Genomic DNA, 6,624 nt, shown 5'->3' on the forward strand with positions numbered 1-6,624 from the left:
GCTGGCACGGTTGTTGAGCGACTGGGCGGTGAAGAAGTTGGTGGGATTGTCGAGGGCCGTATTGACCTTGTTGCCGGTGGCGAGGTCATTCTGGGTGGTGGCGAGCAGCGACGCGGTCGACTGCAGCGAGAGCAGATTCTGGCGGACTGACGCCGAAAGAACAATACCGGACATGTTGATACCCTTCTGGATGAACTAGTTGACGCATCACCTGACATTCGTGTCGGCGACGCGAGCAGACTGTCCCTCCGGAAACTACCTGTCCGTTAAACCGTACCCCGCAGATCGATGGTATCGACGAGGCCCGCGTGGCTATTGCTAACCGCGCGCTAATCGCCCCACGCGCGATCACGACGTCTCTGCAGCCTCGTCGCGTGCAACTTGTTCGCAATCCACGCGGCTTTCTCGCGGGTTCCGGTTCCGGCGGCGCGTCGCTCGCGGCATGGGTAGTTCTACGCGGTCGCCTTAGCCCCGTGATAACCACGCGCAGCGCAACCAACCGCAAGCCGGATCCTGACCAGCGCCTCGTCGCCGGGCTGATCGCAAATCTGAAGGTGCCCCTCCGAGCGGCCGACGAAATCCTCGACGAGCTTGAAATCATCCCGGACACAGCGAGGTCGCACGCCCTGGGCGCCGTCGTCCGACGCATGAACGGCGATCACCACGAACGCCTGCGGGTTCGCCCGAACGTCCTCGTCGACGATCGTCCCGGCGCTGCTGCTGTGCGTGATCGCGGTATCACCGGGACCATGCTCGAACCCGGTCCTGAAGGTCAGCCTGCCACCTTTCGGCATCGCATTCGCGCGCGGCGACCGCGAGACTCAAAACTGCGGCCATGAGCTGGTCGGGATCGGTCGACGCGAGCGGCAGGTCGGAGCACGGCACGACGACGACCTCGACGCCGATTCCGAGGGTAGGCCGCAGCAACGCCGCCGCCTCGGCAAGGAGCGTATTCACGTCGACATCGCAGAGGCGCACAGACCCGCCGCGCCCGAAGGCCAGTAGATGCGACGTCAGTCGCGCTCCGCGGCTGGCCGCGTCATCGATCATTGCTGCGATGGCGTGCAGTTCGGGCCGATCGGCAACCGCCACTGACAGAATTTCGATGGTTCCGGTGATGACGGTGAGGAGGTTGTTGAAGTCGTGCAGCAACCCGCCGGTCAATTGACCAAACCGCCGCCCTTCTCGCCTGATCCGGCTCGGCTTCCGCCATCGGCGCGGATGCGCGGCGCATTGGCTTGGATTGCGGCGCCTCCCCCTGCCTCGGGGCCGTCACCTCAACATGGCGCTCGGGAAGCGCGACCGGGCTTCCGACAAGCACTCGTTGATCACGGTGAGCAGCGCGACCGGCGTGAACGGCTTGCGAAGGCAGCGCGACGCGCCGAGTTCGAGCGCCATCCTGAGAAAATCCGGCGCGGGCGAGTTGAGGTTGGCAAAGGCATAGCCCGACATCGCGATCAGCGGGATGGTCGGGGCCCGCTCGTGAAATATCCTGATCGACTCGAAACCCCGCATGTGCGGCATGAAGATGTCGATGATCATCAGGTCGAACCCACCGCTCTCGAGCGCCCGCAAGCCCGCCTCGCCGCCATCGGCGATGGTCACCCGGAAATTGTGACGTTCCAGATAGACCTCGATGGCCATGCAGACCATCGGATCGTCGTCAACGACGAGAATATGCGCCATATCGTCCCGTCGCGGCTGCACGTCCTGTTTCATCTGCTGAACAGTCTCCGATTCATAGTGCACGCGAGCCTCCCCTTGGCCCCGATCGACGATTCAACGGCACGGCGCCAGTCTTCTCCGTCGAAGACGCCGATCGCCGTGCGCAAAGCTCCGCTCGCCGTCATCGTCCCGCCGTCAGCGAACTCCGCTCGTTCTGCCCGGCAACATGGCGTCCGGGTATCTTGTCGACCAACTCGGGGACGACCTGCCCGTCCGATAGAGCATTCGCGACCCTTCCGAGCCCTTCGACGTGCCTGCGATGCGGTTCAGCCTCCGAAAGACAGTCATCGATGATGTCCAGGAGCGTGGCGGGCTTGAACGGCTTGCGCAGGCAGCGCGTCGCGCCGAGCCTCGACGCCAGCTTCAGAAAGTCCGATCCGGACGGATCGGCATCGGAAAAAGCGTGCCCTGAAATCGCGATCAACGGGATCTCCGGAGCACGCCGGTGAAAAATCCGGACCGATTCGAAGCCGCGCAAATTCGGCATCAAGACATCGACGATCATCAGGTCGAAAGTGGCGCTGTCGAGCGCTGCGAGTCCGCCGAAGCCTCTATCCGCCGTCGAAACCCAAAATCCGTGCCGCGTCAGCCAATCGCCGATCGCCTGGCGAACCTGTGGATCATCATCGACGATCAGAATGCGGCGCATGGCGGCGGTCCAGCAGGTCTTCTTGCGCTAAATTTGCCGCATCGATCACGATGGAGTGTTTCCACGGCGAATCAGTGCTAGTTCTTATTTCCGCCGCAAATACGGCAGGCTGTCTGCCCTCCAAAGTGTATAAAATTCCAGCGTCAACCCCGTCAGGCCGGAAACTATTGCGGCTGCGGTATTTACTCGCTTATCGGGAATATTTACAATCGCACTCTTCTAAGGAGAGTCTGACCACCTCGACACCGAGCGGCCATCGGCCCCCATTCGGCGCCAGTATGATTTCGTTCTCGCGGTCCCCAATCATCCGTTGCAGGTGCTGCCGCCCCGGGAGTTCGAAGCGCTGCGACAGCACATCAAGTCCGTTGAAACGGTCAAGGGCGCTGTCCTCGCCGAAGCGGGCCGGCCGCTCGGCGAGATCTATTTGCCACATGGCGGCGCGATCTCCCTGGTGGTCACCCTGTCGGAAGGACACATGGTAGAAATCGCGATGGTCGGCCGAGACGGCATGGTCGGCGCCGCTGAATCGCTCGGCGACGGCGTCTCGGTCACCGACGCGGTGGTGCTGTTTCGGTCGCGTGCAACGCGTCTCACTCCGTCGAAGCGCATGTCGCGCTGGCTGTTGCGCGCCAATGAGCTCCGGGACGGCGAAACGCGACCGATGACGCAGGAGTTACTCGCACGAATGATCGGCGTCCAGTGCAACGCGATCTCGATCGCGGCACACGGGCTCCAGCAGGCGCGCGTCATCAGCTACAGCCGCGGGCAGATCGAAGTTGACGACGTGGACGCTTTGCAGCGCTCCGCATGCGAGTGCCATGGCGCCGTCAAAATGAGACGCGCACAGTTGTTCGGGAACCCGCCATGAAAGGAGCTCTGAGGTCGTGAGGGGAATCATCTGCACTTTAGCGGACATATGCACATGCCCAAGGCCCGGTCGCGGGGAACAAAGCAGCTGACAACCAAATTTCTTCTTGCGCATGCAATGGTCGAAGGGTCAACTTGTCTTGCGGTTAGCGTGCATTAAGTGCTGGCGACCCAGAGACTTGTTTTGCCCCTTCGAGGCAGGAGATGGCTTTGGATTCGATTTCTCGCCCATCCAACGGTTTTTTGACGTCACTGAACGCGGATGATTTCGAACTGATCCGCCCCCATCTGCGCACGGTCGACCTGGTTCCGGACAGCGTTCTCGTCGGCGTCGGCGAAACGCTCAAACGCGTCTACATGCCGCAACGCGGCCTGATCTCCCTGGTGGTCGATCTCTCGCGAGGCGAGCACGTCCAGATCGCGATGATCGGCCGCGATAGCGTGTTCGGCGCGTTCGCGGCGATTGGCGACCCGATCGCGCTCAACCGTGCCGTCGTGCTGGTGCCCGGCGTCGCATCGACCCTGGAGCTGGACCGCCTGCGCGCCGCGGCCGAGCAGAGCGCGACGATGCGGGCTGCAATCGCGCGGCATGGCCTCGCCGTCTACGCGCAGATCCAGCAGACCGCAGGGTGCAATGCCTCGCACACGGTCGAATCGCGGCTGGCGCGCTGCCTCTTGCAGACGCATGACCTGTCCGGCGGCTGCAAGCTCGTGCTGACCCAGGAGTCCATGGCGCAGATGATCGGCGCACGGCGCAACAGCGTCTCGCTGGTCGCCAGCACGCTGCAACAAGCGAACTACATTCAATACAGCCGTGGGCACATCCAGATCCTCAACCTCGACGGGCTTCGGAAGACTGCCTGCGAATGTTATTCTTCGGTCAAGACGCAGTACGAGAGGCTGCTTCGCCCGCCCAACGAGCTGCCGCGGGGCCGCGCCGGCGTATCGTCCTGAGCGGGCAAGTCGGCCGCGACATGCGTCCCGTATTATCACGGAACGCGTACGCCTCGGGCTTATCCGATGCGGAATTAACGCGCTGTTCAACGACCGCTGATAATTGTCACGAAGCCAACCGGGGCGCCTCGAGTTCCAAAGAGCTTCGAATATTCGTGTATTGCTGCGATCGTCGCGCCCGAGTTCGGCTGCTTGGGAACAGTGCGGAGTAAAGAAATGGCTTTCGACCTGACGATGCCGATCCTGGTGGTCGACGATTACAGCACCATGATCCGCATCATCCGCAATTTGCTCAAGCAGCTCGGGTTCGACAACGTCGACGACGCGAGCGACGGCTCGGCCGCTCTCGCCAAGATGCAGGTCAAGAAGTACGGCCTCGTGATTTCCGACTGGAACATGGAACCGATGACCGGATATGACCTGCTCCGGGAAGTCCGCGCCAATCCGGAGCTCTCGAAGACGCCCTTCATCATGATCACCGCGGAATCCAAGACCGAGAACGTGATCGCGGCGAAGAAGGCCGGCGTCAGCAACTACATCGTCAAGCCGTTCAACGCCGCGACGTTGAAGACCAAGATGGAAGCGGTGTTCGGGCCGGCCGAATAATCCGCCGGCTGAACAATTCCCTGAGCAATTCCCGCCCGCGCGCTCCCGGCCCACGGGACGCAGCTGCGTCACAACCGTCCATCAGATGCGGCGCGGGCGAATGATCCGCTGACGCCTCACCGATCCCAGGTAACCGAAATCCTCACAACCCAACCGTGCGCCTCGGCATCGGCGCACCTTCCGTAATTCCACGGGAATGAAAATTTACGTCGGGGTTAGAGCCTGCTCGCTAAGAACCACTCGAGCGGCCGTCGAGATGCGCGGGAGCCGCAGCGGGGACCCGACAACATGTGCAACGATCTTCTCGTCATCGAGGACGCCGACCTGCACCTTTCGATCCTGTGCAAGATCGCGCAACAGGCCGGCTTCACCGCGACCGGCGCCCATTCGGTTGCCGAGGCCGCCAGGTTCGTCCGCGAACGGACCTTCGACTGCATCACTCTCGATCTCTCCCTGGGCGAGCAGTCCGGGGTCGAGATCCTGAAGCTGCTTGCAGAGATCGGCTGCCGGACACCGATCATCATCATCAGCGCCTCCGATGACGAGGCGCGCGCCCTGACGCGGCATGTCGGCAGCCTGCTCAACCTCAACCTCCGTCAACCGATCCCGAAGCCGATCAATCTCGCAGCCTTGCGCCGGACTCTGACATGCATCGCAGAGGAGACCAGCAAGCAGAAGCTCGCTGCGCCTGCCGGCTGATACGATATGAAGCGCAAATCCAGAGGATCGCTCGGCGCACTCGTCGCCATCACTCTCGCCCTGATCTGCACGATCATCGGCACCAACCTGATCGCGCTCGGCAACCTGCGGGAGAGCACGATGCGGACGGCTGAAATCAACCTTGCCCGCCACAGCCTGATGCTTGCGGAAAACGCCGACCGCGCCTTCAAGTCGCTCGACCTCGTGCTGTCGAGCTTCGCCGATCGCCTGGCCAGCGAAGGCGTCGTCGATGCCGACGCCTACCGGAGATTCGCGTCCGATAAGGAGATCCACCTCCTGCTGAAGGAGAAGGTCGCGGGCCTGCCGCATGTCGAGGCGATCACCATGGTCGACGCGGGAGGCAGGCTGCTGAATTTCTCCCGCTACTGGCCGACCCCGGACGTCAACGTTTCCGATCGCGATTACTTCAAGGCGCTCGGATCCGATGTCGGCCTCCAGAGCTTCGTCAGCGCGCCGGTGAAGGACCACGGCAGCGGTTCCTGGAACGTCTACATCGCCCGGCGTCTGAACGACGCCGACGGCAAGTTCATGGGACTGCTGCTCGGTGCGGTGTCCGTACAATACCTGGAAGACTTCTTCGGCTCGACGTCGCTCGGACTGGAAGCGACGATTTCGCTGGTCCGAGAAGACGGCGTGCTGCTGGCGCATTTTCCGCCGAACAACGAGATCGGCAGCGTGTCGTCGGACACCGGGCTGCACGCGCTCGCGGCCGGCGGGACCATCCGCGAGATGAACCACAGCGATGGTCAGATGCGGTTGGGGGCCGCCAAGATGCTTCCGGGTTATCCTGCCTTCATCGTCGTCTCCCAGAGCGAGGAGAGCGCGTTGGGCAGCTGGCGGAGCATGAGCAGGTTCCTGGTCACGATGTCGCTGGTCAGCGCCATCGTGGTGATCGCCGCTGCCTTCATGATCGCACGCTGGTGGAACAAGCAGGAACAATTGATGCAGGCCGCCGAGGCCGCCAACGCCGCCAAATCGGCCTTCGTCGCCATGATGAGTCACGAGATCCGCACCCCGATGAACGCGGTGCTCGGGCTTGCCACGACGCTGCTCGAAACCAACCTCGACATCGAGCAGAGACGGAGCGTGCTCGCGATCCACGA

The 6,624-nt window shown here is 62.6% G+C and carries 9 protein-coding genes and 1 pseudogene; 5 read left to right on the top strand and 5 right to left on the bottom strand.

Annotation, left to right across the window (positions count from 1 at the left end):
- From JOY90_RS03410 to JOY90_RS03430, 5 genes and pseudogenes are all read right to left on the bottom strand, one after another.
- Positions 1-174 (bottom strand): annotated as a pseudogene (locus JOY90_RS03410) (flagellar protein); the annotation flags it as partial.
- A 278-nt stretch (positions 175-452) separates the two neighbouring features.
- Positions 453-794, bottom strand: coding sequence for a hypothetical protein (locus JOY90_RS03415; protein ID WP_291689759.1), 342 nt, complete (start codon positions 792-794; stop codon positions 453-455).
- Entirely contained in the window at positions 739-1,164 is a 426-nt protein-coding gene (locus tag JOY90_RS03420; RefSeq protein WP_291689760.1) for a hypothetical protein, read from the bottom strand. The genes JOY90_RS03415 and JOY90_RS03420 overlap by 56 nt, the downstream gene beginning before the upstream one ends.
- Before the next feature lie 108 nt (positions 1,165-1,272).
- Positions 1,273-1,686, bottom strand: coding sequence for a response regulator (locus tag JOY90_RS03425; protein ID WP_291689765.1), 414 nt, complete (start codon positions 1,684-1,686; stop codon positions 1,273-1,275).
- A gap of 160 nt (positions 1,687-1,846) precedes the next feature.
- Positions 1,847-2,374, bottom strand: a complete 528-nt coding sequence (locus JOY90_RS03430) for a response regulator (protein ID WP_367276874.1) — start codon at positions 2,372-2,374, stop codon at positions 1,847-1,849.
- A gap of 316 nt (positions 2,375-2,690) precedes the next feature.
- Here JOY90_RS03430 and JOY90_RS03435 point away from each other — a divergent pair, with 316 nt between their 5' ends.
- The 5 genes from JOY90_RS03435 to JOY90_RS03455 all read left to right on the top strand — a co-directional run.
- Entirely contained in the window at positions 2,691-3,242 is a 552-nt protein-coding gene (locus tag JOY90_RS03435; RefSeq protein WP_291689766.1) for a Crp/Fnr family transcriptional regulator, read from the top strand.
- Positions 3,243-3,445: 203 nt separating this feature from the next.
- Positions 3,446-4,195: a Crp/Fnr family transcriptional regulator gene (locus JOY90_RS03440; protein ID WP_291689761.1), complete on the top strand. Its 750-nt coding sequence runs from the start codon at positions 3,446-3,448 to the stop codon at positions 4,193-4,195.
- Positions 4,196-4,411: 216 nt separating this feature from the next.
- Positions 4,412-4,801 (top strand): response regulator, encoded by a 390-nt coding sequence (locus tag JOY90_RS03445; RefSeq protein WP_291689762.1) that lies wholly within the window; start codon positions 4,412-4,414, stop codon positions 4,799-4,801.
- A 288-nt stretch (positions 4,802-5,089) separates the two neighbouring features.
- Positions 5,090-5,500 (top strand): response regulator, encoded by a 411-nt coding sequence (locus tag JOY90_RS03450; protein WP_291689763.1) that lies wholly within the window; start codon positions 5,090-5,092, stop codon positions 5,498-5,500.
- A 6-nt stretch (positions 5,501-5,506) separates the two neighbouring features.
- A partial coding sequence (locus JOY90_RS03455; protein ID WP_291689764.1) for a cache domain-containing protein occupies positions 5,507-6,624 on the top strand: 1,118 nt, incomplete at its 3' end.

The organism is Bradyrhizobium sp., from assembly GCF_019242285.1.
GTDB lineage: Bacteria > Pseudomonadota > Alphaproteobacteria > Rhizobiales > Xanthobacteraceae > Bradyrhizobium.

Excerpts from the sequence above, each read along its gene's own strand:
- JOY90_RS03450 (WP_291689763.1), top strand. The coding sequence starts at position 5,090 with ATGTGCAACGATCTTCTCGTCATCGAGGACGCCGACCTGCACCTTTCG.
- JOY90_RS03425 (WP_291689765.1), bottom strand. The coding sequence starts at position 1,686 with ATGGCGCATATTCTCGTCGTTGACGACGATCCGATGGTCTGCATGGCC.
- JOY90_RS03440 (WP_291689761.1), top strand. The coding sequence starts at position 3,446 with ATGGCTTTGGATTCGATTTCTCGCCCATCCAACGGTTTTTTGACGTCA.
- JOY90_RS03445 (WP_291689762.1), top strand. The coding sequence starts at position 4,412 with ATGGCTTTCGACCTGACGATGCCGATCCTGGTGGTCGACGATTACAGC.
- JOY90_RS03415 (WP_291689759.1), bottom strand. The coding sequence starts at position 794 with ATGCCGAAAGGTGGCAGGCTGACCTTCAGGACCGGGTTCGAGCATGGT.
- JOY90_RS03430 (WP_367276874.1), bottom strand. The coding sequence starts at position 2,374 with ATGCGCCGCATTCTGATCGTCGATGATGATCCACAGGTTCGCCAGGCG.